We start from the raw sequence: 22,095 nt of genomic DNA, 5'->3' as shown, positions 1-22,095 counted from the left end.
GGGATGAGCCTGCGGGGCGACGAGCTGACCGCGCTGGTCGACGGGGTCATGGCGGGGGTCGACCGGGAGATCGTCGAGCACGACTCGATGTACGGCGGCAACGACGAGCACTACTTCGGGGTCGGGCGCGACGCGTTGCGCGCCGTGCTGGACGCGCTGCACGGCGCGAGCCGGCCGGCGCCCGCCCGGGTGCTGGACTTCGGCTGCGGCTACGGCCGGGTGCTGCGGACCTTGCGCGCCGCGTTCCCGGAGGCCGAGCTGGTGGCCTGCGACCTCGACCCCGCCGCGGTCGCCCGGTGCGTGGCGGCCTACGCCGCCGTGCCGCTGGCCGCCTCGGTCGACGTGGACGAGATCGAGCAGGTGCGCGAGGTCGACCTGGTGTGGTGCGGCTCGGTGCTCACCCACCTCGACGCGCCGCAGTGGGGGCCGGTGCTGCGGTACTTCGCCCGCGCCCTGCGGCCGGGCGGCATCGCCGTGGTCACCACGCACGGCCGGCGCGTGGCGTGGCGGATGCAGAACGTCGCCGAGCGCACCTACGGCCTGACCGAGCAGGTGCTCAACCGCGTGCTGGCCACCTACTACGCGGCCGGGTTCGGCTACGGCGACTACCCGGGCCAGGACGGCTACGGCATCTCCCTGAGCAGCCCGGGCTGGGCCGCGGACAAGGCGCTGGAGGCGCCGGGGCTGCGGCTGGTCGGCTACCGCGAGGCGGCGTGGGACCAGCACCAGGACGTGCTCGTGCTGGCCAAGGACGCGGACGCGGTGCTGAAGGTGCACCGGTGACGGCGTTCGTCGAGCTGCCCGACCGCCCGGTCGGCCACTGGTTCGAGCTGCGCGGCTGGGCCACCGGCGTGGGTTCGGCGGGCGAGCTGGTGGTGCACGTCGCGGACCGGCCCGCCGCGGTGCGCGAGGCCGACTTCCCGGGCGCGCCGGAGGGCGCCTCGGGGTGGGTCGCGGCCACCACGTCGGCGGTGCCGAGCGGCCTGCAGCCGGTGACCGTGCGCGGCCCGGGCGGCGCGCTGCTGACCACCGCGGTGGTGGAGGTGGGCGCCGCCGACGGCGAGGGCCCGCTGTGGCTGGCGGACCTGGACAGCCCCGCCGCGGACGCGACCGTGACCGGCGACCTGGTGCTGGTCAGCGGCTGGGGCCTGCTCGACAGCCGGGCGCCGAGCCTGGTGGAGGTCTACGTCGAGGGCAGCCCGGTGACGCGGGCCCGCACCCGGCTGCCGCGCCCGGACGTGGCCGCCGCCTACCCCGACTTCCCCGAGGCCGGGGTCAGCGGGTTCGAGGCCAGGGTGCCGGTGGACCTGCCGCCCGGCGCGGACCGGCGGGTGTCGGTGCGGGTGCGGATGTCCACCGCCGGGGTCGGCGAGTGGTCCGCCCCGGTGCGCTTCGCCACCGTGCGCAACCCGGCGGGCGGCGCGTCGGACGACCTGCTCGCGCGGCGGCTGGTCGAGCAGACCGGGCGGATGCTGGCGCGCGTCGAACCGCGCACCGACCCCCGGCACGTGCTGGTGTTCACGCACAGCCTGGCCATCGGCGGCGGCCAGCTGTGGCTCCAGGAGCTGCTGACCGGCCTGGTGGACAAGCACGACTGGTCGGCGACCGTGGTGACCCCGATCGACGGCCCGCTGCGCGACGACTGCGCCGCGCTCGGCGTGCCGGTGCACCTGACCTCGCACTACCGGACCTCCGACATCGCCTCCTACGAGGGGCACGTGGGCGAGCTGGCGCTGCTGGCCAAGGCGTCCGGCGCGGGCGTGGCGCTGGTGAACACGCTCGGCGCGTTCGGCGCGGCGGACGCGGCCAAGCGCGCGGGCCTGCCCACCGCGTGGGTGGTGCACGAGAGCTTCGAGCTGGCCGACTTCTCGTTCCTGAACTGGGGCCCGGCCGGGCTCGCGCCCGCCGTGAAGCAGCGGTGGGAGCACAGCCTGGGCGAGGTGGACCGGCTGCTGTTCGTCGCCGACGCCACCCGCGAGATGTTCGCGCCCCGCTCGCGGCCGCACCGCTGCCGCACCATCCGCTACGGCACGCCGATGGTCCGCTTCGGCGGCCGGATCAGCGAGCACCGGCGGCGCGAGGCGCGCGCGGAGCTGGGCGTGCCGCAGGACGCGCTGCTGCTGCTCAACGTGGGCGTGGTGGAGCCGCGCAAGGGCCAGGCGGCGCTGATCGCGGCGGTCGGGCGCATCCGGCGGCTGTTCCCGGACCTGCGGCTCGCCGTGGTCGGCCAGCACCCCACGCCCTACGGCCTGGCGCTGGACGAGCTGGTCGAGCGGGGCGACCTGGCCGACGCCGTGCGGCTGGTGCCGATCCAGCGCGACCCGACGCCCTGGTTCCACGCCGCGGACCTGTTCGTCAACAGCTCGGACGTCGAGTCGCTGCCGCGCTCGATCCTGGAGGCCGTGTGCTGCGGCCTGCCGGTGCTGGCCAGCGACGTGTTCGGCGCCCGCGAGATGATCGACGACGGCGCCACCGGCTGGCTGTTCGAGCCGAACGACGTGGACGCGCTGACCGTGGCGCTGCTGCGCGCCCTGGAGACGCCCCGGGACCGCAGGCGCGAGGTGGCCGAGGCCGCCTTCGCGCGGCTGCGGGACTGGCTGGACCCCACCGGCTACGCCGACGAGTACTCCGAAGTGCTCTCCACCATCGCGACCCAAGGGACGACGGCATGACCGACGAGGACCTCAGCGACCTGCCCGGCCCGGTGCGCGCCGAGCTGACCAGGCTCCGCGCGGAGCGGGTCGTCTTCGTCGCGGAGCGGGAGAAGCTGCTGGCGCAGCTGCGCGAGGCCGACGAGAACGGCCGGGCGCTGCTGGCCGACCGCGACCGGCTCGCCGCGCGGGTGGCGGAGTTCGAGGGCCGGGTGCTCGACGCCGACGAGCAGGAGGCCCAGGACGCGGCGCTGCGCGCCGAGCTGGCGAGCGCCCGCACCGAGCGGGACGCGCTGCGCGCGGAGGTGTCCCGCACCCGCGCCGAGCGCGACCGGCTCCGGCTGCGGCTGCTCGACGCCGAGCTGGCCCTGGCGGGCGCCACCCCGACCCCCGTCGCGGCCGCGCCGACCTCCGCGGCCGGCGACAACGACCGGGTCGCCGCCGCCGAGGCGCAGGCCGCGCACCTGGCCCGCGAGCTGGCCGCGACCCGGGCGACGGTCAGCTGGCGGGTGACCGCGCCGCTGCGCGCCGTGCGGCGCCGGGGCCGGGCGCGGTGACCCCCGACCTGTGCCTGGTCTCCGCCGCGGGCGGGTCGGCGTTCATGGAGGAGCTGTTCGAGGTCGTCGCCGACGCGGTGCGCCGGGCGGGCGGCCGGGCCCGCACGGCGGTCGGCCGGTTCCCCGAGCCCGCCGACGACACCGCGTACGTGGTGGTGCCGCACGAGTACTTCTACGTCACGCCGGTGGCCGACCGGCCGTCGGCGGAGCAGCGCGCCCGGACCGTCGCGTTCTGCGTGGAGCACCCCGGCACGATGACCTTCGAGCGCACCGCGGGCCTGCTCGGCTCGCTGGCGGGCGCGGTGGACATCAACGACGACTCGACCGCCGAGCTGCGCCGCCGCGGGTTCGCGGTGGAGCGCTTCCAGCTCGGCTACACGCCCCTGTGGGACCGCTGGGGCGGTGACCCGGACTCCGAGCGGCACGTCGACGTGACCTACCTGGGCACGGCCGAGCGCCGCCGGTCGGTGCTGCTCGACTCGTACGCGCCGGACCTGGAGGACCTGCGGGTGCGGCTGCTGACCCCGCCGCACGAGCCGATGGTCGACGAGCGGGTCGACTTCCTGCCCGGCGAGGCGAAGTTCCGGCACCTGGCCGACTCCCGGGTGCTGGTCAACCTGCACCGCGAGCGGTCCCGGGCGCTGGAGTGGGTGCGGGTGCTGGAGGCGCTGACCAACGGCTGCGTGGTGCTCACCGAGCCGTCGACCGACGTCGAGCCGCTGGTGCCGGGCGAGCACCTGGTGGTGGCGCGCACGGCGTCGCTGGGCGCGGTGGCCGCGGGCCTGGTCGCGGACCCGGCGCGGGAGCGCGACCTGCGGCTGGCCGGCTACGACTTCGTGCGCAACGGCCTGGACCTGCTCGCCTCGGCGCGCACCCTGGTCGAGGTCGCGGCGGCCGCGCTGGCGGGCGGGTCGGTGCCCGCGCCGCTGCCCGACCTGCCCGTGCCGCAGGCCGAGGCGGTGGAGCGCCCGCTGGCGGTGGACACCCCCTCGTGGGACCCGAGGTTCGCGGGCGCCCCGGCGGCCGACCACGAGGTCGGCGGGCTGGAGGCGACCGCCGCGGCGCTGGCCGTGGAGCGGACCACGTTCGCCCAGCGGGCGTCCGGCCGCCGCTGGCACGACCTGCCCCCGGTGGACCCGGGCGGCGGGTGGGGCGTGGACGGGGACGTGGACGCGCTGGTGGTGCACCGGCCCGGCGAGCCGGACCCGGACGAGCTGGTGCTCGACCTGCTCAACGGCACGGTCCGGCCCGGCCGGGTGCTGCTGTGCGCGGACGGCTCGCCGCTGCCCTCGCGCAGCCGGGCCACCGCCGTGCTGGAGCACGAGATGCCGCTGGGGCGCGGGGTGGCGCGCAACGGCCTGCTGGAGCGGTCGACCGCGAAGTGGCTGCTGGTCCTGGACGCCGGGCTGCGCGCGTCCCGGCGCCTGCTGGAGAGGCTGCTGGCGGCGGACGCGGACGTGGCGCACTGCCCGGTCGGCGACCCGGTGGAGGGCCTGGTGGGCGCCCTGCCCGCGGAGGGGCGCCGGTTGCGCCGGCTGCCCTACCTGGGCTCGGGCTACCTGGTGCGGCGGTCGGTGGTGGACTCGTTCGGCGGGTGGGTGGAGGACCCGCTGCTGGACGGGTTGGAGGACCACGTGTTCTGGCTGCGGGTGGCGGGCCGGGAGGTGCCGTCGTCGCTGGTGCAGCAGGTGCTGCTGCGGCGCGGCCGGCCGGACGGCCCGGTCCGGCCGCTGGACCTGCACCCGGCGCGGTCCTGGGCGCGGGCGCTGGCCGCGGGCGCTAGCGGGGGCTCTTCGCCAGCTCGCCCTCGATGACGTCGAGGACCTGCGGCTGGAGCAGCGGGTTGATGCCGCCGACCAGGTTGCGCTCGGCGGCCTCGAACACCACCACGTCCTGCTCGGCGAGCATCCGCGCGACCGCGTGCGGGTCGGCGTTGACCGCGTCGCCGTGCTGGAGGGTGATGTCGGCGAAGCCCGCGACGAGGTACTGCGCCACGTAGAAGGCGAAGGAGTCGCCGAGCAGGCCCACCTTCTCGTCCACCACGCCGGGGATGGCGGGGCGGGTGACGCGCTGGGGCGTGTACGGGTCGCCCCGGAGCAGCTCGGTGCGCCCGTGCTGCCCGTCCGGCTCGATCTCGTACTGCTGCACCTCCACCTCGCCCTTGCGGCCGAGCAGCAGCGGCAGGTCGGCGGGCAGCCTGACCCTGGTGGTGGGGTTGACCTCCCAGTCGCGGGTGACGCCGGGCCGCACCGCCTCGGCGACGGCGCGGGCGGCCACCACGCCGCCCTGGTGGTTCCAGTGCGTGTCCAGGTCGGTGTAGAGCGGCCCGCCGGACTCCGCCGCGGCCTGCCGGAGGGCGGACCGCACGTCCAGCGCGCCGGTGCGCCCGACCAGCCGGCTCCAGAACTGGTCGCGGGCCCGGTCCGCGCACGCCCGGCCGAAGTAGCGGGCGGGCAGGTTCTCCGGCACCGCGGTGCTCTTGTTGGGCGCGACGAGCAGCACGAACCGCCGCCCGGAGGTCTCGACCGCCCGGCGCAGCCGGGCCAGCCGGGCGAACACCTCGTCGGGCGGCAGGGCCGGCTCGCAGGCGCCCTTGACGTCGAAGCCCAGGTAGAGCCAGTCGCCCTTGCCCTCGATGACGTCGACGTAGGCGGTGGGCTCGGGCCGGTCCAGCGAGGGGTCCTTGGGCGGCGGGACCTGGATGGGCCCGGCGACCTCCCGCCCGTGCTCCGGCCGCGGCAGCGGCTCGCCGAACACGCCGCGGCTGACGCCGTCGGCCGCGGCCACCGCCGCGTCCCGCAGCGGGACGTGGTCGTCGGCCCAGGCGCCGAGGCCGGTGAAGAAGGCCCAGCCGTCGGTGACCGAGGGGAACGGGGCCAGCTCGCGGTTCTCGAACTCGGCCGGGCGGACGCCGACGCCGAGCAGGAGCAGCGGCGCGCAGAAGAAGACGAGGGCCGCGACGAGCGCGGGGCGCTGGCGGTCGCCGTGCCGGGGCCGGTAGAGGGCGTGCTCGCGGGGCAGGAACGACTCGTGCAGGACGGGGAGGCCCTTGATCCGCTCGCTGCTCACGCCAGCAGGGTAGTTGGCGACCCGGTCACTCGTTCGTGGGTTGGCGGCACCGGCGGGTTCAGGGGGCGGCATCGGTGCAACCCCCGGCTGGTGCCCCGCGTCTTCAGCGGGGAGGAGTGGATCTACCGGCGGGAGGAGCGGACCAGTGGCCCGAGCAGTGTTGTGACCCTCGTCACCTCGCGACCGCGCATATTTCGCGGCGACCGTTACCTTCCTGCGAGCCACAACCAAAACTCCGGTGCGGGTGACCGTATTGAGACCGCCCCACCGGTCTAGTCCCTATGGCGGATTGTCGGGTTGCCGTACGATCATTTTCAACAAGTTGTCCGAACCTGTGCCTGCTAGGGGACCTCGGAACAAGAGGTAGGTGCGTCATGGATCTCGCTCTCAGCAAGGTCATCGAGCTTCGCGAAAGCGGGTTCCAGTTCCTCCACCTCCGGGACGAGGACGGCCAGCTCGACCGCATCATGGCGTTCAAGCAGCGCAAGGGGTTCATCGACTCCATCCTGTTCTGGTCGGAGACCGAGGCCCGCGCGGGCAGGCTGCCGGCCGTCCGGGAGACCAACCGGAGCTCCCAGGCCGTGTGGATCTACGAGGGTCCGCTGGTCGAGGCCGTGGACCGGCTGCTCGACCTGCCCGAGCCCGGCACCCGCAACGCGCCGACGCTCATGCGCAAGACGGCGTCGGACCTCGCCGTGGTGACCACGCTGCCGTTCAGCCTCAAGCTGCCGCCCGGCGCGATCGCCTAGTTCATCCCCCGTTAACGTCACCCGCCGCACACGAAATGCGGCGGGTAGCCGTTTTTCGTCACTGTGGGTAATTGTTTCGCAATTCCGTGGACTTATGTTCGGGGCCATTACGCGGGGGCGGAACCAGTAATATTCACCCCCGGCGCGGGGACACCAATCCCGATTCATAGGCGAGCACCACGAGTTGCGCGCGATCGCGAGCGGCCAGTTTCGTCATCACGCGGCTGACGTGGGTCCGCGCGGTGGCCGGGCTGATCACCAGGTGGTCGGCGATCTCGTCGTTCGACATCCCCGCCGCGACGAGGGCCAGGACCTCGCGCTCCCGGGCGGTCAGCTCGCGCAGGGCCCGCGGGTCGGGCCGGCGGTGCTCCGGGCGGGCGGCGAACTCCTCGATCAGCCTCCGGGTGACGCTCGGCGCGAGCAGCGCCTCCCCCCGCGCGACCACGCGCAGGGCGTGCAGCAGCTCCACCGGGTCGGTGTCCTTGAGCAGGAAGCCGGACGCGCCGGCGCGCAGCGCCTCGAACACGTACTCGTCCGCGTTGAAGGTGGTCAGCACCAGGACGCGCACGCCGGGCAGCTCGGCGCAGACCTGCCGGGTGGCGACCAGCCCGTCGGTGCCGGGCATGCGGACGTCCATGACCACCACGTCCGGCCGCCGCTCGCGGGCCACGCGCACGGCCTCCGCGCCGTCGCCCGCCTCGCCGACCACCTCGAAGCCGTCCTCGGTCTCCAGCAGCAGGCGGAACCCCGCCCGCACCAGCGCCTGGTCGTCGGCCAGCACCACCCTGATCACCGCGGACCCCCCACCGGCAGGACGGCCCGCACGGCGAAGCCGGTGGCCGTCGGACCTGCCTCCAGCGTGCCACCCAGCGCCTCGACCCGTTCCCGCATGCCCCGGATGCCCGCGCCCGAGCCCTGGGCGGGGCGGTCGCCGCCGGCGCCGTCGTCGGTGACGGTCAGCTCCAGGGACCGCTCCGCGCGCCGGAACTCGACCACCACGGCGGTGGCGCCCGGCGCGTAGCGCACCGCGTTGGTCAGCGACTCCTGCACCACCCGGTAGGCGGCCGCGTCGACCGGCGCGGGCAGCTCGCCGGGCTCACCGCGCACCACGGTCCCCGGGACGGAGCGGACCAGCTCGTCGAGCCGGGCCAGGCCGGGCACCGGGGCGGTGCCCTCGCCGGTGCGCAGGACGCCCAGGGTGGCGCGCAGGTCGTCCAGCGCCCGGCCGCTGGCCTCCTTGATGGCCCGCAGCGCCTTGACGGCCTCCTCCGGGCGGCGGTCGGCGACGTGCGCGGCCACCCCGGCCTGCACGTTGATCATGGCCAGGCTGTGGGCGACCACGTCGTGCACCTCGCGCGCGATGCGCAGCCGCTCCTCCTCCACCTGGCGGGCGCGCCGCTCGGTGCCGCGCACCCGCGCGAGCGACACCACGGCGGCGGCCGGGGCGGCGATCAGCGGGCCCCAGTGGCCGGTGACGTAGTACAGCCAGGTGGAGACCCCGGTGACGGCGACCACGGCCACGGGGAAGCGCCCGCGCCAGAGCAGCGGCGCGAACGTCGCCGCGAACCAGACCCACGTCAACCACCCCACGGGGCGACGGTACGGGAGGCGGGGGCCGGTCGGCGTCGGTCCGCGGGCGGCTGCCGCGGGTACGTCGGGCGACGTACGCGGGGGCTCGCGGGGCCACTGGATCAGGTGAACAAATCCACCCGTCCGGATTGCGGAGCTTGAAGCGGTGCCCCCACTTGCGAAACTTTCCCGCCCATGAACCTCAGGAAGACCATCGCGGGTGTCACGCTCGGCCTGGGCAGCACCGTCGCAGCGCTCGGCCTGGGCGGCACCGCGCACGCGGCCGAGGTCGGCGCGGAGGCGCGGCCGGACGTCGAGGCGGAGCCCGGCCAACTGGCGCGCGTCGGCGACCTGGTGGACGTGGACACCAACGAGCTGGCCCAGCGCGTGGAGGCGCTCAAGCCGCGCGACCTCAGCCTGGAGGGCCTGGGCAGGCACCTCCAGCGCCGGGTCGCCCCGCAGCTGGAAGAGCAGGTCAGGCGCGACCTGCCGGTCGACCTGGACCTGCGCCTCGGCTCCTGACGAGCCGACCCCGAGCCGGAACGGTCCCGGCCCCCTCCCCCTCGGGCCGGGGCCGTTCCGACCTCTTGCCGGTCCCCGGCCGCGCCGCCCGGTCCGGGCCGCGGGGCTCACCGCCTCGTCCGGCCACCGTCCTCACCGCCTCGTCCGGGCCGCGGGGCCGGGCCACCGGCCTCACCGCCTCGGCCGGGCCACCGGCCTCACCGCCTCCCGCCCCACCGCCTCGTCCCGGCCACCGGCCCCGTCACCCGGCCGCGCGATCCGGTCACCGCCCGACCGCGTACCCCTGGGCGCCGCGCGGGTTGGCCGCCGCCCGCAGCAGCCCGTCGCGCGCGTCCCGGGCCACCGCCGACATCCGCCCCAGCGCCCACGGCCCCGCGTCCACCACCCGGTGCCCGCGCTCGCGCAGCTCGTCCGCCCCGGTGAACCGCGACTCCACCACGACCTCGCCGGGCGTCCACGAGCGCGGGTAGAACGAGCTGGGGAACGCGTTGGTGTGCCACATCGGCGAGTCGATGGCCGCCTGGAGGTCCATCCCGCCGACGGTGTGCGCGAGCCAGAACCCGAGCTGCCACTGGTCCTGCTGGTCGCCGCCGGGCGTGCCGAACGCCATCGCGGGCAGCCCGTCGCGCAGGGCGAGCGTCGGGGACAGCGTGATCCGGGGCCGCCTGCCCGGCGCCAGCGAGTTCGGCAGCCCCTCGTCCAGCCAGAACATCTGCGCCCGGCTGCCCAGGCAGAAGCCGAGCGACGGGATGGTCGGCGACGACTGGAGCCAGCCGCCGGACGGGGTGGCCGAGACGATGTTGCCCCAGCGGTCGACCACGTCCACGTGGACGGTGTCGCCCTTGACCGAGCCGGTGCGGGCCACGGTGGGCTCGCCGAGCGCGCCGCCCGGCTCGTCGTCCGACCGCACCGGGCCGCGCCGGACGTGCGCCGGGAGCAGCGGGTCGGCGCCCAGCGGCGAGCCGGGGCGCAGGTCGAGCGAGGCGTGCTCGGTGACCAGGGCCCGCCGCGCGTCCGCGTACGCCCGGGACAGCAGCGCGTCCAGCGGCACCTCGCCGCCGTCGCCGTACCACGCCTCCCGGTCGGCGAACGCGAGCTTGGCGCACTCCACGGCCAGGTGCACGGTCTCCGCCGTGGGCCCGCCGTCGGCGTAGGCCAGGCGGTCCGCGAAGCCCTCCAGCAGCAGCAACTGCTGCAGCAGCACCGGTCCCTGCGTCCACGCGCCCGGCTTGACCACGGTCCACGGGCCGAGGTCCACCGACACCGGGTCCTCGTAGGACGCCTCCCACGACGCCATGTCCTCGCCGGTGAGCACCCCGGCGTGGTCGGCGCCCGAGTCGTCCCGCCAGGTCTTGCGGCAGAACTCGTCCACCTGCGCCGCGACGAACCCCTGCGACCACGCCCGCCGCGCGGCCTCGATCTGGGCGTCCCGGTCCGACCCGGCGGCCTCGGCGGCGGCCAGCAGCCACTCCCAGGTGTCGGCCAGCACCGGGTTGCGGAACCGGGTCCCGGCCGCGGGCGGCCTGCCGCCGGGCAGCCACAGCTGCGCGGAGGTCGTCCAGTGCTCGCGGAACAGGTCGGCGACCGTGCCGATGGTGAACGACGCGCGCTCCAGCAGCGGGAACCCGTCGCGGGCGTAGCCGATGGCGTACCCCAGCACGTCGCGCAGCGACTTGGTGCCGTAGTCGCGCAGCAGCGTCAGCCAGCCGTCCCACGCGCCGGGCACGGTGGCGGCGAGCAGGCCGCTGCCGGGCACGAGGTCCAGGCCGAGGTCGCGGTAGTGGGCGGCGGTCGCGCCGGCGGGCGCCACGCCCTGGCCGCACAGCACGCGCGGCGCGCTCTCGCCGGCCGCGGCGAACACCACGGGCACCTCGCCGCCGGGCCCGTTGAGGTGCGGTTCCACCACCTGGAGCACGAAGCCGACGGCGACCGCGGCGTCGAAGGCGTTGCCACCGTCCTCCAGGACGGCCATGCCCGCGCCGGAGGCGAGCCAGTGCGTGGACGCGACCATGCCGTGCGTGCCGACGAGTTCGGGGCGGGTGGTGAACATCCCGCAAAAGTACGTCCAGGTGACCGGTTTTGTTACCCCTGCTAAGGAGGTGTGTGCTGAAGATCTACTGAAGTCGATGGACCCTCATGCCGTGACGCGGTGCACGCGCCCCGTCCCGTCGAGCACCAGACCCGCCCTGAGCAGGGCGTCCGGGTCCAGGTGGTTGCGGGTGTCCAGCACGGTCGACCCGGCCATCAGGGCCGCGACCCGCGCCCAGTCCAGGGCGCGGAACTCGGGCCACTCGGTGAGCAGCACCACGGCGTCCGCGCCGCGCACCGCCGCGTACGGGTCGTCCACCACGGTCATCCCCGGCAGCGGCCGGTCGACCTGCGGGTCGTGCGCGACCAGCTCGGCGCCCTCCAGCGCCAGCAGCTCGGCGACGGCCAGCGCCGGCGAGTCGCGCAGGTCGTTCGTGCCCGCCTTGAACACCAGGCCCAGCACGCCGATCCGCGCGCCGGCCAGCGCGCCGACCGCCCGGCGGACCTTGTCCACCACCCGCCGCTGCTGCCGCGCGTTGGTCTCGACGGTGGCCCTGAGCAGCGGGAAGTCGACGCCGACCGCGTCCGCGACGCGCAGCATGGCGTGGGCGTCCTTGGGCAGGCACGAGCCGCCCCAGCCCGGACCCGGCTTGAGGAACGCCTGGCCGATGCGCCGGTCGTGGCCCATGCCCTCGGTGACCGAGGTGACGTCCGCGCCGACCAGCTCGCACAGCTCGGCGACCGCGTTGACGTAGGACAGCTTCATGGCCAGGAAGCAGTTGGCCGCGTACTTGACCATCTCGGCGCTGGCCGCGTCCATCAGCACGGTGGGCGCGCCGAGCCCGGCGAACAGGGCGGCGACGCGCTCGGCGGCCCGCGGCGAGTCCGAGCCGACCACGACGCGGTCGGGGTGCAGGAAGTCGTGGACCGCGCTGCCCTCGCGCAGGAACTCCGGGTTGGACACCACGGCCACGTCCTCGCGGCCGAGCAGCGCGGCCAGCCGGACCGAGGTGCCGACCGGGACGGTGGACTTGCACACGACGACCGCGTCGCGCGGCAGCACGTCGCGGATCTCCCGGGCCACCGCCTCCACCGCGCCGAGGTCCGCCGCGCCGCCCGCGCCCATGGGCGTGGGCAGGCAGAGGAACACCACCTCGGCGTCGGCCACGGCGCCGCGGGCGCCCTCGACGAAGGTCAGCCCGCCCGTGGCCCGGCCCCGCGCGACCAGCTCCGCCAGGCCCGGTTCGAGGATGTCGACCTGACCGGCGCGCAGCCGGTTGACCTTCAGCGCGTCCACGTCGGCGCACTCGACCCGATGCCCGAGGGAGGCCAGGCACGCCCCCGTCGTCAGGCCCACGTAACCCGTTCCCACGACCGCGATCCGCCGGACGAACATGCAGGTCACGGTGCCGGCTGAAGTTGGCCGCGGATCAAACGCGAGTTGTATGCGGAGAGTGAGGTGGGTAGTCCCCTGGGGGTACGCGCGAACACCTCTCGCGGCGGACGCGCGATCCGCCGGGAACGGAGCAGTGTCTTGTTCATGGAACTCGTCCTGATCGCACTGCTGTTCGTGGGGTTGGCGCTGCTGGCCGCCGTGCCGCTGGTGGCCCTGCTGCACCTCTCCGAGCGGCAGCCGATGAACGACCGTTAACCTCCTTCCCGGTCCGGTGGACGGGGAGGATGGCATGGAGATCTCGGGTATCGCGGCGATCGTCACGGGTGGCGCGTCCGGGTTGGGCGCGGCGACGGCACGGGCGCTGGCCGCGCGCGGTGCGGCCGTGTACGCGCTCGACCTGGCGGTCGAGGGGGCGCCGGCGGTCGACGGCGTGACCTACCTGGCGGCGGACGTGACGTCGGAAGAGGACGTCCAGGCCGCCGTGGACACGGCCGCCGGTGGTGGCGCGCCGCTGCGGGTGGTGGTGAACTGCGCGGGCATCGGGCCGTCGGCGCGGACCGTGGGCAAGTCGGGCCCGCACCCGCTGGACCTGTACCGCAAGGTCATCGACGTCAACCTGGTCGGGACGTTCAACGTACTGCGCCTCGCGGCGGCGGCGATCGGCAAGACCGAGCCGCTGGAGCACGGGCAGCGCGGCGTCGTGGTCAACACCGCGTCGGTGGCGGCGTTCGACGGGCAGATCGGGCAGGTCGCGTACGCGGCGTCCAAGGCGGCGGTGGCCGGGATGACGCTGCCGGCGGCGCGCGACCTGTCGTCGGTGGGCGTGCGGGTGATGACCATCGCGCCGGGCATCGTGGACACCCCGATGCTGGCGACGGTGTCGGAGGAGTTCCGCGCCGGCCTGGCCGCGGGCGTGCCGTTCCCGAAGCGCCTGGCGCTCCCCGAGGAGTTCGCGCAGCTGGCCGTCTCGATCGTGGAGCACGACTACCTGAACGGCGAGGTGATCCGCATGGACGGCGCCCTCCGCATGGCCCCGCGCTAACCCACCCCCGCGCGAGTCGAACCTCCAGCCCCCTCGTGTCGAACGCTCACGACCCCTGAGTTCCACGTTCAGGTCCCGCTCGACCGGCCTCCCGGCCGCGTGAACGTCGAACTCGGGGGACCTGGGCGTTGAACTCGGCGGGTCCGGAGGTTCGACTCGCGGGGTCCGGAGGTTCGACTCGCGGTCACAGGTCGCCGGCGAAGGGCAGGTCGTCCATGGCGTCCGAGGTCATCCACTCCCGCAGGGCGTGGGTGGCCCGGACGTCGTCCTCGTTGTAGACCAGCAGGCGGTCGCGCTGGGCCGGGTTCGGCGGCCGGCCGTCCATGCCCACCGCGTCGCGGTACCAGCGCATCGAGTTCTCGCCGCCCGCCTCCGGGTCGCGCCAGGTGAAGCCCGCCACCGGGGCGATCGTCTTCAGGCCCTTGCCGTGCGCGCACAGGAACTGGTCCTGGACGATGCCGAACAGGTCGATCCACGCGTCGGAGTTGATGAACTCCTTCACCTGGCCGACGGTCGGGATGCCGGGTCGCCCCTTGAACCGCGCGGCCGACCCGAGCAGCCAGCGGTTCTCGGCCAGCTCGTTGTAGCAGTAGGCGCGGAAGGTCAGGCCGCGGGCGCGGGCGCGCAGGCGGACGCCGGTCAGCCAGCCCCAGAACTCGGCGAACGAGCGGGCCTCGTCGTCGCAGGGCAGCGCCTCCCAGGTGGCGAACGCCCGGTAGCCCGGCTCCTCGCCCACGTCCGCGCCGCTGAGCAGGCAGCCCCACATGTAGGCGCCGAGGTCGCCGAAGCTCTCCATGTCCACGTCGACCTCGACGTCGGCGCGCGGCACGTCCATCTTCGACACCCGCCGCACCACGGCCAGGTCGCGCAGCCAGGCGCGGGCCAGGATGACCGCGTCCTCGTGCAGCATCCCGACCAGCGGCGTCACCTGCTCGGCCGGGTCGAGCCGCGCCAGCTCGTCGACCGTGGTGACGCCGACCTTGCGCAGCGCCACGGCGTCCTCGCCGCGCACCACCAGGCTGACGTCCCGCGCGTCGCGCAGGTCCTCCTCGCACACCGGCCACCACGGGCAGCTGCGGCACTCCACGATCCGCGTCGGCCGGGCCAGCGGCTCGGCGCCGTTGGCCGCGGCCGCCGCCACGGCCAGCCGGTCGGAGAACCGCGAGTCGTACTCCGACAGCGCGGTGCGGCCGTTCGGCCAGTTCGGGGCCTCCAGGTCGTGCCACACGACCACGTCGGCGTCCATCCCGATCACGCCGCCGGTCGCCCGCCCGCGCACCGCGTACCCGGCGGCCTGGAGCTGGCGCTGGGCGTGGGCGAGCCGGAGCTGGTCGCGCGGCTGCGGGCGCACCTTGCGCAGCGGGTCGACGCGGGCGCCGCCGGGCAGCGGGTGGGCCAGCGGCGACGTGCGCGCGCCCTGGCCCGGGTCGCTGACCTTGTGCCGGACCACCAGGATCGGCACGTACCCGGTGGTGTCCCGGACCAGCAGGTCGATGCCGCCGCGCCGGCCGCCCAGCGGGTCGCGCGGCAGGGCCGCGCCCCAGATGAACGGCACCCCGGCCGCCATGGCGGCGGCGGTCACCCGCTCCCGGTCGGCCGACGGGACGTCCTGCGGGATCTCCATCAGGTCCGACCCGACGAACCGGCCCAGCGCCGTGACCACGGCCCGCCGGTGCTCGGTGGCGTCGGCCTTGCGCTGCTGACCGGTGGGGTCCGGGGGCAGCCTGGGCACCTCGCGCATGCCGGGATCGTGTTCGAGGTGCACCCGCCGCCGGCAACGAGTGACCACGCCGGCGTCGAGTTGCACCTGGGAAGTCACTGTTGCAGGGTAAGCCGCCGCTTGCGTTCCCGTACCGGCAACCTGGCGGACCGGAGTCGATCTTTTGCCCCGGCGGCCCTAGGGTTTGCGGTTGAGGAGGTGCGGCCATGGCTCGCGCGAAGGGCAAGGGGTTCACCCCGAGCAGGGCGAAGAACCTCGTCGGCGTGGCCAAGGTGCTGGCGCCGGCGCTGATCCCGGTGGTCGCGCCGATGGCCGCGCGCGCCGCCGCGCTGGTCAGCGACCGCTACGACCACTACCGCGCGGGGCGGCTCGGCGTGCCGGTCGACCAGCTGAGCAGGTACTCGGGGCGCGGGGCGGGGCTGCACGCCCGCATCGTCGGCTTCGGCGAGGCGTTGGAGCAGTTGCGCGAGACCGAGCGGGCGTACGTGGAGGTCACGGAGAAGCGGCTCGGTCAGCTGCTGGCGGCCGTGCGCGCGGCGGAGCGGATGCCGGCCGCGCGGCGCAAGGCGGCGCACCGCGCCGTCTCGGCCGACCTCGACGGCCTGGAGGCCGAACTGCTCAAGCGCCTGGGTGTGTGAGCCGCACCCCGGCCACGGCCCACCCGACGCGCGGGACGGCACCGGCTCGACCGCTCCCACCGGGTGGGCGGACCGGCGGTCCGCCAAGACCCGACGGGTGGGTGCTCACGTCGGTGCCCCCGACCTCCTAGGCTCTCGGGTGTGACCAGACGGCCGGCCTCGCCCCGCTTCGCGCGGGCAGCGCTGCTCGCCGTCACGTCCGCCGCGCTCAGCACCACCGCGCACGGCGCCGCCGGTGGCCACGTCACCGAGTTCGCGCCCGCGCTGCCGCTGACCCTGCTGATCGCGTTCGCGGGCACCGCGCTCGCCGAGCGCGGCCGCCGCCCGTGGGCGGTCCCGGCCACCCTGGGCGCCGCCCAGCTCGCCCAGCACGCGCTGCTCGACCTGGGCCACCACACCGCCGACGGCCCCGGCCTCGGCTTCAGCCCGGCCGGCATGGCGGGCGCGCACGCGGTCGCCGCGCTGCTCACCGGCCTGCTGCTGGCCCGCGCCGACGCCGTGCTGCACGCGCTGGCCACGGCCGCGGCCCGGCTGCTGCCGGTGCCGCCCAGCCCGCTGCCGGCGGTCGACGTGCCGCGCGCGCCGATTCCGGCCCGAGTGGCGAACCGGCTGGTCCCGGTGCTGCTGCGGCGCGTGCACGGCCGCCGCGGGCCCCCGTCCTCCTGATCACCCGAGTCCCCCGACACCTCTGGTCATCTCAGGAGCACAATTTCATGTCGACGAATCGTTCCGGCGTGCGCACGCTCGCCAAGGCCGGCGCGGCGCTGGCCACCGCCGTCCTGTTCGCGCTGGGCACCGCGGGCGTCGCGGCCGCGCACGTCACGGCGTCCACCCCGGGCCCGGCCGCCAAGGGCGGCTACACCAAGGTCACGCTGCGGGTGCCCAACGAGCGCCCCGACGCGGGCACGGTGAAGCTGGAGGTGACCCTGCCCGCCGAGTACCCGCTGGCCTCGGTCAGCACCAGGCCCGTGCCCGGCTGGAAGGCCGAGGCGGTCAAGCAGAAGCTGGCCACCCCGATCGAGGCGCACGGCCGCCAGATCACCGAGGCGGTGCAGACCGTGACCTGGACCGCCGAGCCGGGCACCCGCATCGAGCCCGGCCAGTTCAACGAGTTCGACCTGTCCGTCGGCCCGCTGCCGGACAACACCGACCAGCTCCTCCTGCCGACCAAGCAGACCTACGACAGCGGCGAGGTCGTGGACTGGAACGCCGCGCCGCCCGCCGAGGGCGCCGACGAGCCGGAGCACCCCGCGCCGGTGCTGAAGCTGGTCGCCGCGAGCGGTGACGACGACCACGGCGTCTCGGCCACGACCGCGGCGTCGGCGGACGACGACCACGCCTCGGCGTCGGCCACCGACGACACCGCCCGCTGGCTGGGCGGCGCGGGCCTGGCGGTCGGCGCGCTCGGCCTGGGCCTCGGCGCGGGCGCCGTGCTGCGGTCCCGCCGCGCGGGCAGGCCGACGGCATGAGGCGCGTCGCCTCGCTGCTGCTGACCGGCCTGGTCGCGGGCGCGGTGCTGCTCGGCACCGCCGCGCCCGCGCTGGCGCACAACGTGCTCATCAGCAGCGACCCGAAGGACGGGTCGTCGTTGGCGCAGGGCCCGACCGCGGTCACCTTGACCTTCGACCAGCCGGTGCAGGCCGGGGAGAAGTTCAACACGGTCACCGTCACCGGGCCCGAGGGCACGCGCTGGGAGGCGGACGGCGAGCCGACGGTCCGGGACAACAGCGTCACCTTCCCGGTGCGCCCCCTGGGCCCGGCGGCCGAGTACACGGTCGGCTACCGGGTCCTGTCGGCGGACGGCCACCCCGTCACCGGCTCGCTCAAGTTCACCCTGACCGAGGCGGGTGACGGCACCCCGGCACCCGCCGCGGCGACGGCCGCCGAGGACGCGGCCGGGGAGGACGGCGGGGGCGGCGTGCCCATCTGGGTGTGGATCGCGGGCGCGGTGGTGCTCCTCGCGGGCGGCGTGTTCTTCGCCCTGCGCGGCGGCGGGGAGCCCTCGTCCCGATGACGGTGAACCGGACCACCACCCCCTCCAACAGGTACTGGGTCGTTGGCGGGCTGCTCGCGGGCGGCGTCGTCGGCGTGCTGCTGGGCCTGGGCCTGTCGACCACCCCCGAGGTGGTCGGGGTCACCGACCCGGGGGCGGTGGTCCGGTTCGGCCACCCGGTCGTGCGGGTGCTGCTGGACCTGGCCGCGACGTTCGTGGTCGGCTGCTCCCTGCTGCCGAAGCTGCTGGGCTTCGACCGCCCGGCCATCACCGAACCGGTGCTGCGGGTCGCCAGGCCGGCCGCCGTGGTCGGGGCGGCGGTGTGGGCGTTCACCGCGCTGCTGTCGATCGTGATCAGGGCCTACGAGACGAGGCCGGACGCCGACCTGACCATGCCCATGGTGGTGGACTACGTGCGGCGGGTCGGTGCCGGCCAGGGCCTGCTGTTCAGCGCCGCGTGCGCGCTGGTCTCCCTGTGGATCGGCGTGCTGGCCGTGCGGCGGGGCGAGAGCGTGCCCGCGGAGCTGCGCATCCTGATCTCGATGTTCGGCCTGCTGCCGCTGCCGGTGACCGGTCACGCGTCGAACTGGAAGTACCACGACTACTCCATGATCTCGATGGAGCTGCACGTGCTCGGCGCGGCCGCGTGGACCGGCGGGCTGGCGGTGCTGGTGGCGCTGGTCGCCCACCGGCGCGGGCTGCTGGCCGAGGCGCTGCCGAAGTTCTCCAAGCTGGCGACGGTGTCGCTGGTGCTGGTGTCGGTGACCGGGTTGTTCAACGGAATCCTGGAGCTGGCCCTGAACCCGGTCGTCACCCTGCCGGGGTCGCTGTTCACCACGTCGTACGGGTTGGTGCTGCTGGGGAAGGTGGTGTGCGCGGCGGGGTTGGCGGTGCTGGGGGCGAACATCCGGTGGCGCATGCTGCCGCACATCGCCCAGCACAAGCCGACGGCGCTCGTGGGGTGGGCGGCGGTGGAGCTGGCGATCATGGGGGTGGCGTTCGGGCTGGCGGTTGTGCTGTCACGGGCGCCGGTGGCCTAGCCCCAGTAGCTGATCTTCAATGATGGGGACAGCGCGCCCAGCCCTAGGAATTCCTCACCAAGCGGCAGCGTCAACTTCTTGAGGTTCGTGTCGCGCAGGGGCGTCAAGTCGCGGTCGAAATTGACCCTCCACAACGACAACTCGCGCAGTCCGGCCATGCGGGTCACCGCCGAAAGGTCTTCGATCTCCACGTTCTGGAGGATCAGGAACTCCAGAGGCAGTTCCACGAAGCGGGCCAGGTCGAGTGGAGCGCCATGCACGCAGTTCAGACCGCGTGCCAACGGAAACGCTCTCACCACCGAATCGGGTGAGATGTCACAGTTGAACAGGCTCGCCCAGCCGATGTGCGACATTTCCCCTAGAGACCGAATTCCTTCGACAGTAGCTTTTTCCAGGTGAAGCGTCCGAAGAGTCGCCATCTCTCCAATCGGAGCCAGGTCCGTTTGCCCAGCCAGCGAACCCAGCGACAACAACCTCAGCGGCAATTCACCGAGCGCACTCATCCCATCGAATCCTGAAGCATGCGACACCTCCAGCCTGACGAGTTCCGCATGAACGCCCAACGACGCCAAGTCGATCACGGATGCAGACCAGAACTTCAGCGCGGTCAGACGGGGAACACCGCTCGTGAAGTTCAGGTCGCGAACTGGCCGGTAAGCAGGTAGGAACACTTCGAGCGAAGACAACGAGCGAACCCTGTGCACATGCTCCAGGAAGCGCGTCGAATCGATCCGAAGCCGGCCGTTGTGCAGCGGCGAGTCGGCCAGGACTTCTTCCGAGAAAAGCTCGGGGTCGAAGTAGTGCCACGCCTTCCACAACTCCTGCTGCACCTTTTCGCGGGAGTCCTGCGCGTACCTCCCGAGGAGCGGTAGCGCTTCGGTCGTGGCGGTCAGGGCAGCCGCACGGACGGTTGCCGCCGCCTGGGCCTCGGACAGGCCGTCAAGGCTGGTGGGCAGGTAGCGGAGCACCCGGTGACCGATGGACGCAAGCGATTGCGTCTCCCGCAAGCTGCGCGGCGGCACGAGCTTCGCCCCGACCATCGCGTCGATGCGGGCGCGCACTTCAGGACTGATGTCCTTCACCGTTTCCAGGCAGGCCGCGGCCAACAGCCTGAGGTGACGAGCACCGCTCGGCTCCTCTTCAGCGCGGTTCAGGACACCGGTCAGCAGTTCGCTCGCCTGCTTCGCGGTGGCGTGCCCGCAGGCCATCACCACGGTTTCCCACCACGTGTCCAGGTGGGCATGGGCGACGAGAGTGCCGATGTGGTGCTGCTGGATCGCCTCGTCCGCCGCCAGGTACTCCAGGAAGGTCCGGTGGACGAAGTCGATCCGACCGGGCACCGGTTCGCGCAGCACCCCGCTCCGTTCGAGCAGGTGCTTGAACAGGACCTCCGCCTCGGCGTCGACGTCCGGCATCGCGGGCAGTTTGCGCGCGATGTGCTCCAACACCTCCGGAGCCGGGAACTCCACCTTGTTCGCCAACGTCAGCCGCCAGGCCAGGTCGCGCAGCAGCACACGCTTCTCGGTGTCGCTCAGCAAACCGGCGATCCCGCGTTCGGCGTCACGCAGGTGCAACAGCATCGCCAACGCCTTGGCGTACAAATCCATGCGGTTGCGCGGCAACTCGGAGCGGTGCGACAGGTTCAGCGCGCACAGCATCGCGCACAGCAGTGGACTACCGGCCAACTCACGGAGGTGCGGCCTCTCCAACTGACTCCGCATCCGCCTTTCCGCCGAGCTCCCGGGCAGCTCCGCCGCCTCGTGCCAGCGCTCGACGAACACCGAGATGTTGGCCGAGTTCATCGGTTCCAGGGTCACCGCCGAAAAGCCGTCGTCCGCCAGCCAACGGCTGTCCGCCGCCGCAGTGCGGGAAGTCACCACCACCCGCACGTCCGGGAACGCCTGGAGCAGTTCGCGCAACCAGACCTTCACCGCTCGACGACGCGCGGCGGGCACCTCGTCCACACCGTCGACCAGCAACATCGCCTCACCGGCTCGCAGCAGCCGGTGCACCCACCCCGCCGGGGCCAGGTCGGCGATCGGGGCGGCGCAATCACCGGGGAAGCGCTCCGGCATCGGCAGGTCGCCCTCGGCATGGCTGCGCAGCCGGACGACGAACGGGACGCGGCCGTTCCACTCGGCCAGCGGCCCGCTCAACTCCCCCCGCGCCGCCCTGACCGCGAGCCAGTTGAGCAGGGTGGTCTTGCCCGACCCGGCCTCACCGCGCAGCAGGACCCTCGTCCGCTCACCGATCGCCGCCTCGACCGGCACGCCCTCGGCCTCCCGACCCGGTTGCCGGTCCAGCCACCGCATCGGGTGCGGGCGGGTCCGCCTACCCCCACCCGACACGCTCAGGCTCAGGTACGCGACGGTCAGGGCCAGCCTCGGCTGCTCGTCCCCCGGCAACCCGAGCAGTTCCAGCCGGTCGAGCACGTTGGCCACGTGGCGCAGGTACTCGGCCCGGAACTCCTCGTCCCGATCCGTGCCCGCAGGCGCGTAAAGGCTGGTCACCGGCGTACGGGCCAGCAACTGGTCCAGTTGGTCCGCCTGCGCGGTCAACCGCCCCAGCACCTCGGCCAGCGCGGTCGGCTGGAACGACGGCAGGTACCGCACCACCTGCACCAGGTGCCGACAAGCCTGGTCCAACGCCAGCTCGTGCACCAACGCGGCCCGCTCCGACAACGCCCCCGCCCGCCCCGGGAACTGCCGCCGCACCTGCCGGGCCAGCACCTCCGCGTCGGCATCGGCCGCCAGCAACCCGCGGTCCGACAGGTCCACCCCCTCCAGCACGTCGACCACGGCCAGCACGGCCGCCTCCGCCTCGTGCTCCGGCACGTCCCCGAACCGCTGCTCGATCACCGGCGCCACCTGCTCCGCCACCTGGTTCCCGATCCGCTCGACCAGGTTCGACAGCTTCCGCTGCCGCAACGGCCCCTTCAGCTCGACCTGCGCCAGCTCGGCCAGCGACGCACCGCGCTCGAACCGGGTCTTCCGCCGCTGCAACCACGCCTTCGCCGCGTGCCCGGCAATGGTGGACCCCAGCTTCAACACCGCGCTCTCGGCGATCACCGCTCAGCGATACCGCCCGTCCCCACCAGCCACAACGCAAAAATGTCGGTCCC

19 protein-coding genes are annotated in these 22,095 nt (G+C 74.2%); 12 read left to right on the top strand and 7 right to left on the bottom strand.

Translation table 11 applies throughout. The features are described from left to right. The first annotated feature begins 3 nt into the window (after positions 1-3). From EKG83_RS47360 to EKG83_RS00290, 4 genes are read left to right on the top strand one after another with little or no spacing between them, the layout of a single operon-like run. The gene (locus EKG83_RS47360) at positions 4-783 is read left to right on the top strand and encodes a class I SAM-dependent methyltransferase (protein WP_228122464.1); all 780 of its coding nucleotides are present in this window, start codon (positions 4-6) and stop codon (positions 781-783) included. Next, the gene (locus tag EKG83_RS00300) at positions 780-2,672 is read left to right on the top strand and encodes a glycosyltransferase family 4 protein (protein ID WP_033428136.1); all 1,893 of its coding nucleotides are present in this window, start codon (positions 780-782) and stop codon (positions 2,670-2,672) included. The genes EKG83_RS47360 and EKG83_RS00300 overlap by 4 nt, the downstream gene beginning before the upstream one ends. Continuing rightward, positions 2,669-3,208, top strand: coding sequence for a hypothetical protein (locus EKG83_RS00295; RefSeq protein WP_033428137.1), 540 nt, complete (start codon positions 2,669-2,671; stop codon positions 3,206-3,208). Before EKG83_RS00300 ends, EKG83_RS00295 begins: the two co-directional genes overlap by 4 nt. Further along, positions 3,205-5,022: a glycosyltransferase family protein gene (locus EKG83_RS00290; protein ID WP_051764560.1), complete on the top strand. Its 1,818-nt coding sequence runs from the start codon at positions 3,205-3,207 to the stop codon at positions 5,020-5,022. Before EKG83_RS00295 ends, EKG83_RS00290 begins: the two co-directional genes overlap by 4 nt. Here EKG83_RS00290 and EKG83_RS00285 read toward each other — a convergent pair. Further along, positions 4,988-6,277, bottom strand: coding sequence for an alginate O-acetyltransferase AlgX-related protein (locus tag EKG83_RS00285; RefSeq protein WP_033428138.1), 1,290 nt, complete (start codon positions 6,275-6,277; stop codon positions 4,988-4,990). The genes EKG83_RS00290 and EKG83_RS00285 overlap by 35 nt on opposite strands. A 374-nt stretch (positions 6,278-6,651) precedes the next feature. Between EKG83_RS00285 and EKG83_RS00280 the strand changes: the two genes are divergently transcribed. After that, positions 6,652-7,026: a hypothetical protein gene (locus EKG83_RS00280; RefSeq protein WP_033428139.1), complete on the top strand. Its 375-nt coding sequence runs from the start codon at positions 6,652-6,654 to the stop codon at positions 7,024-7,026. Positions 7,027-7,159: 133 nt separating this feature from the next. On the opposite strand, the gene EKG83_RS00275 is transcribed toward EKG83_RS00280, so the two are convergent. Both EKG83_RS00275 and EKG83_RS00270 read right to left on the bottom strand, forming a co-directional pair. After that, the gene (locus tag EKG83_RS00275; protein WP_033428140.1) at positions 7,160-7,819 is read right to left on the bottom strand and encodes a response regulator transcription factor; all 660 of its coding nucleotides are present in this window, start codon (positions 7,817-7,819) and stop codon (positions 7,160-7,162) included. Next, positions 7,816-8,616 carry a sensor histidine kinase gene (locus EKG83_RS00270; protein ID WP_051764561.1) on the bottom strand — a complete coding sequence of 267 codons (801 nt, stop codon included), beginning with the start codon at positions 8,614-8,616 and terminating at the stop codon, positions 7,816-7,818. Before EKG83_RS00270 ends, EKG83_RS00275 begins: the two co-directional genes overlap by 4 nt. 174 nt (positions 8,617-8,790) lie before the next feature. Here EKG83_RS00270 and EKG83_RS47355 point away from each other — a divergent pair, with 174 nt between their 5' ends. Then, a complete protein-coding gene (locus EKG83_RS47355) occupies positions 8,791-9,117 on the top strand; it encodes a hypothetical protein (RefSeq protein ID WP_033428141.1) in 327 nt (108 codons plus the stop codon). Between the two features lie 262 nt (positions 9,118-9,379). Here EKG83_RS47355 and EKG83_RS00260 read toward each other — a convergent pair whose 3' ends face one another. Beyond that, positions 9,380-11,167, bottom strand: coding sequence for a gamma-glutamyltransferase family protein (locus tag EKG83_RS00260; RefSeq protein ID WP_033428142.1), 1,788 nt, complete (start codon positions 11,165-11,167; stop codon positions 9,380-9,382). 84 nt (positions 11,168-11,251) lie between these two features. Next, entirely contained in the window at positions 11,252-12,541 is a 1,290-nt protein-coding gene (locus EKG83_RS00255) for a UDP-glucose dehydrogenase family protein (protein WP_033428143.1), read from the bottom strand. A 289-nt stretch (positions 12,542-12,830) separates the two neighbouring features. Between EKG83_RS00255 and EKG83_RS00250 the strand changes: the two genes are divergently transcribed. After that, positions 12,831-13,583 carry an SDR family NAD(P)-dependent oxidoreductase gene (locus tag EKG83_RS00250; RefSeq protein WP_033428144.1) on the top strand — a complete coding sequence of 251 codons (753 nt, stop codon included), beginning with the start codon at positions 12,831-12,833 and terminating at the stop codon, positions 13,581-13,583. Positions 13,584-13,767: 184 nt separating this feature from the next. Here the strand turns inward: EKG83_RS00250 and EKG83_RS00245 are convergent, their stop codons facing one another. After that, positions 13,768-15,402 carry a TM0106 family RecB-like putative nuclease gene (locus tag EKG83_RS00245; RefSeq protein WP_033428145.1) on the bottom strand — a complete coding sequence of 545 codons (1,635 nt, stop codon included), beginning with the start codon at positions 15,400-15,402 and terminating at the stop codon, positions 13,768-13,770. Positions 15,403-15,509: 107 nt separating this feature from the next. Between EKG83_RS00245 and EKG83_RS00240 the strand changes: the two genes are divergently transcribed. From EKG83_RS00240 to EKG83_RS00220, 5 genes are all read left to right on the top strand, one after another. Then, positions 15,510-15,941, top strand: coding sequence for a DUF6474 family protein (locus EKG83_RS00240; protein WP_033428146.1), 432 nt, complete (start codon positions 15,510-15,512; stop codon positions 15,939-15,941). Positions 15,942-16,082: 141 nt separating this feature from the next. Beyond that, entirely contained in the window at positions 16,083-16,607 is a 525-nt protein-coding gene (locus EKG83_RS00235) for a hypothetical protein (protein WP_051764562.1), read from the top strand. A 47-nt stretch (positions 16,608-16,654) separates the two neighbouring features. Then, the gene (locus EKG83_RS00230) at positions 16,655-17,410 is read left to right on the top strand and encodes a YcnI family copper-binding membrane protein (RefSeq protein ID WP_033428147.1); all 756 of its coding nucleotides are present in this window, start codon (positions 16,655-16,657) and stop codon (positions 17,408-17,410) included. Beyond that, complete coding sequence (locus tag EKG83_RS00225) at positions 17,407-17,955, top strand: copper resistance CopC family protein (RefSeq protein WP_033428148.1); 549 nt, start codon at positions 17,407-17,409, stop codon at positions 17,953-17,955. The genes EKG83_RS00230 and EKG83_RS00225 overlap by 4 nt, the downstream gene beginning before the upstream one ends. Next, positions 17,952-18,974 (top strand): copper resistance D family protein, encoded by a 1,023-nt coding sequence (locus EKG83_RS00220; RefSeq protein ID WP_033428149.1) that lies wholly within the window; start codon positions 17,952-17,954, stop codon positions 18,972-18,974. The genes EKG83_RS00225 and EKG83_RS00220 overlap by 4 nt, the downstream gene beginning before the upstream one ends. On the opposite strand, the gene EKG83_RS00215 is transcribed toward EKG83_RS00220, so the two are convergent. After that, complete coding sequence (locus tag EKG83_RS00215) at positions 18,971-22,042, bottom strand: NACHT domain-containing protein (protein WP_051764563.1); 3,072 nt, start codon at positions 22,040-22,042, stop codon at positions 18,971-18,973. The two genes, EKG83_RS00220 and EKG83_RS00215, sit on opposite strands and share 4 nt — an antisense overlap. Between the last annotated feature and the right edge of the window lie 53 nt (positions 22,043-22,095).

It is taken from the genome of Saccharothrix syringae, assembly GCF_009498035.1.
Lineage (GTDB): Bacteria > Actinomycetota > Actinomycetes > Mycobacteriales > Pseudonocardiaceae > Actinosynnema > Actinosynnema syringae.
The sequence above is the reverse complement of the archived record's forward strand: the minus strand, read 5'-3'. Positions and strand labels throughout refer to the sequence as shown.

Bases quoted from the DNA above. Each gene is read 5' to 3' on its own strand.
- EKG83_RS47360 (WP_228122464.1), top strand. From the start codon at position 4: ATGAGCCTGCGGGGCGACGAGCTGACCGCGCTGGTCGACGGGGTCATG.
- EKG83_RS00295 (WP_033428137.1), top strand. From the start codon at position 2,669: ATGACCGACGAGGACCTCAGCGACCTGCCCGGCCCGGTGCGCGCCGAG.
- EKG83_RS00280 (WP_033428139.1), top strand. From the start codon at position 6,652: ATGGATCTCGCTCTCAGCAAGGTCATCGAGCTTCGCGAAAGCGGGTTC.
- EKG83_RS47355 (WP_033428141.1), top strand. From the start codon at position 8,791: ATGAACCTCAGGAAGACCATCGCGGGTGTCACGCTCGGCCTGGGCAGC.
- EKG83_RS00260 (WP_033428142.1), bottom strand. From the start codon at position 11,167: ATGTTCACCACCCGCCCCGAACTCGTCGGCACGCACGGCATGGTCGCG.
- EKG83_RS00255 (WP_033428143.1), bottom strand. From the start codon at position 12,541: ATGTTCGTCCGGCGGATCGCGGTCGTGGGAACGGGTTACGTGGGCCTG.
- EKG83_RS00250 (WP_033428144.1), top strand. From the start codon at position 12,831: ATGGAGATCTCGGGTATCGCGGCGATCGTCACGGGTGGCGCGTCCGGG.
- EKG83_RS00240 (WP_033428146.1), top strand. From the start codon at position 15,510: ATGGCTCGCGCGAAGGGCAAGGGGTTCACCCCGAGCAGGGCGAAGAAC.
- EKG83_RS00230 (WP_033428147.1), top strand. From the start codon at position 16,655: ATGTCGACGAATCGTTCCGGCGTGCGCACGCTCGCCAAGGCCGGCGCG.
- EKG83_RS00225 (WP_033428148.1), top strand. From the start codon at position 17,407: ATGAGGCGCGTCGCCTCGCTGCTGCTGACCGGCCTGGTCGCGGGCGCG.
- EKG83_RS00220 (WP_033428149.1), top strand. From the start codon at position 17,952: ATGACGGTGAACCGGACCACCACCCCCTCCAACAGGTACTGGGTCGTT.